At 55.2% G+C, this 1564-nt stretch carries 1 protein-coding gene; it reads right to left on the bottom strand.

The features are described 5' to 3' along the window. Positions 1-85: 85 nt before the first annotated feature. The gene (locus NW843_RS05220; RefSeq protein ID WP_414522325.1) at positions 86-1207 is read right to left on the bottom strand and encodes a PP2C family protein-serine/threonine phosphatase; all 1122 of its coding nucleotides are present in this window, start codon (positions 1205-1207) and stop codon (positions 86-88) included. Between the last annotated feature and the right edge of the window lie 357 nt (positions 1208-1564).

Genomic DNA, 1564 nt, shown 5'->3' with positions numbered 1-1564 from the left:
CTTCCCTGCCCTGAAGGACGGGGCTTGCCGCGCCTTTTGGTCAGGGGATCGCCTCAAAGCAGCTTGCAATAGCCATAACTCACCTCTAACCAAAGCTGATCCGGAGCAGGGAGAAATCATCCTCAAAGTCCGTCCGCCCCTGAAAGGATTGGGCCTGATGGATCACCTGATCCAAACTATTGCCAGCGCCCTTGCTCAGCAGGGCTATCAAATTGTCCAGCCCCCAGATTTCTCTCTGGGGGTTTATGACTTCGTAAACTCCATCACTGAACAGGTAGAGATGGCTGTTCTCGGGGATCCGCACCTGATCCCTTTGAAAAGTGAGGTCGGGCAAAATGCCAATGGGCAAGTTGGCAGTCTTCAGCAGGAGCGAATCCTGACCCTGGATGAGCAGGGCAGGTGGGTGGCCGGCACTGGCAAAAGAGAGCAGACGGGATCCCGGCTGATAAACCCCATACCAAAGGGTGAAGTACATCTCATGGTGGGATCCCATTTGAAAAGAGTGGTTGAGGGCGCGCAAGACCGCGTCCGGCTGGCGGGGATCGGCATCGGCCAAGCCTTGAGTGCGCAACTGGTTCATCACCGACACCGACAACAAAGCGGATCCCACCCCATGCCCCGACACATCCAGCAGATAGATGGCCAGGTGTTCCTCATCCAGCCAATGATAGTTAAACGAATCTCCCCCCAATTCCTGGGAGGGCAAAAAGCGCCACTCGAGGGTCACTTTGCAGTCGGGAAAATAGGCCGGCTCCGGCAGGAGGGAACGCACATAGCTGGCCGCCTCTGCCAATTCTGCCCCTAACCTGGCCGTTTGCTGCTGCAGGTCATAGCTGAGCTGGTGCAAGCGCAGCCCGGCCCGCACACGTGCCCGCAACTCATTGGGGTCGATGGGTTTGCTTAGAAATTCATCTGCTCCGGCATCCAGGCCCTGGATGCGGTCTTCGACCTCGGTGCGAGCGGTGAGCAAAATAAAAAACGTCGTGGAAAACTTGGGATCGGCTTTGATGCGTCGGCAAACCTCTAGTCCATCCATGTCCGGCATCATCCAATCGCAGATGATCAGCCCCGGCACCAGCAGGTGGGCTTGCTCCAGTCCCTCGGAACCGTTGCTGGCCATCTCCACGGTGTAGCCCTGTCGCTCCAGGGATCGCTTCAACACCAGCCGAATCGTCGGATCGTCGTCAACAATCAAAATGGTCGTCATGACCGCTGCACCCCAATCCCAAAGTCAAAACGCATTCAAACCCAACTCCAGCCCGATATCCCATACCGATAGGCAGATCTTTCATCCTAGCTTAGGGGTTGCAGCAGGAAAACCGGCTCGGCAAGCAGTTCACGACAAAGGGGTGAAGCCTCAGCAGCCTCATCCATCAGAGCTGAAGGTACGTATCGATTTGTGGATCCTCAAAACCGTGGTTGCACGCTACCCAAAAGCTAACCGTTTCTAGATACTGGTGGCAGCAGATCATTGCGAGGCAGGTTTTGGGCAGATTCTTCTTGAGAGACTTTCATTGGATACAGAGCATGACTCTAGTCAATAATAAGCTCAACTATACTGAAA

Source organism: Synechococcus sp. R5-12, assembly GCF_047502655.1.
Classification (GTDB): Bacteria; Cyanobacteriota; Cyanobacteriia; order Thermostichales; family Thermostichaceae; genus Thermostichus.
The sequence above is the reverse complement of the archived record's forward strand: the minus strand, read 5'-3'. Positions and strand labels throughout refer to the sequence as shown.

Coding starts and splice junctions, on each gene's coding strand:
- NW843_RS05220 (WP_414522325.1), bottom strand. CDS start 1,207: ATGACGACCATTTTGATTGTTGACGACGATCCGACGATTCGGCTGGTG.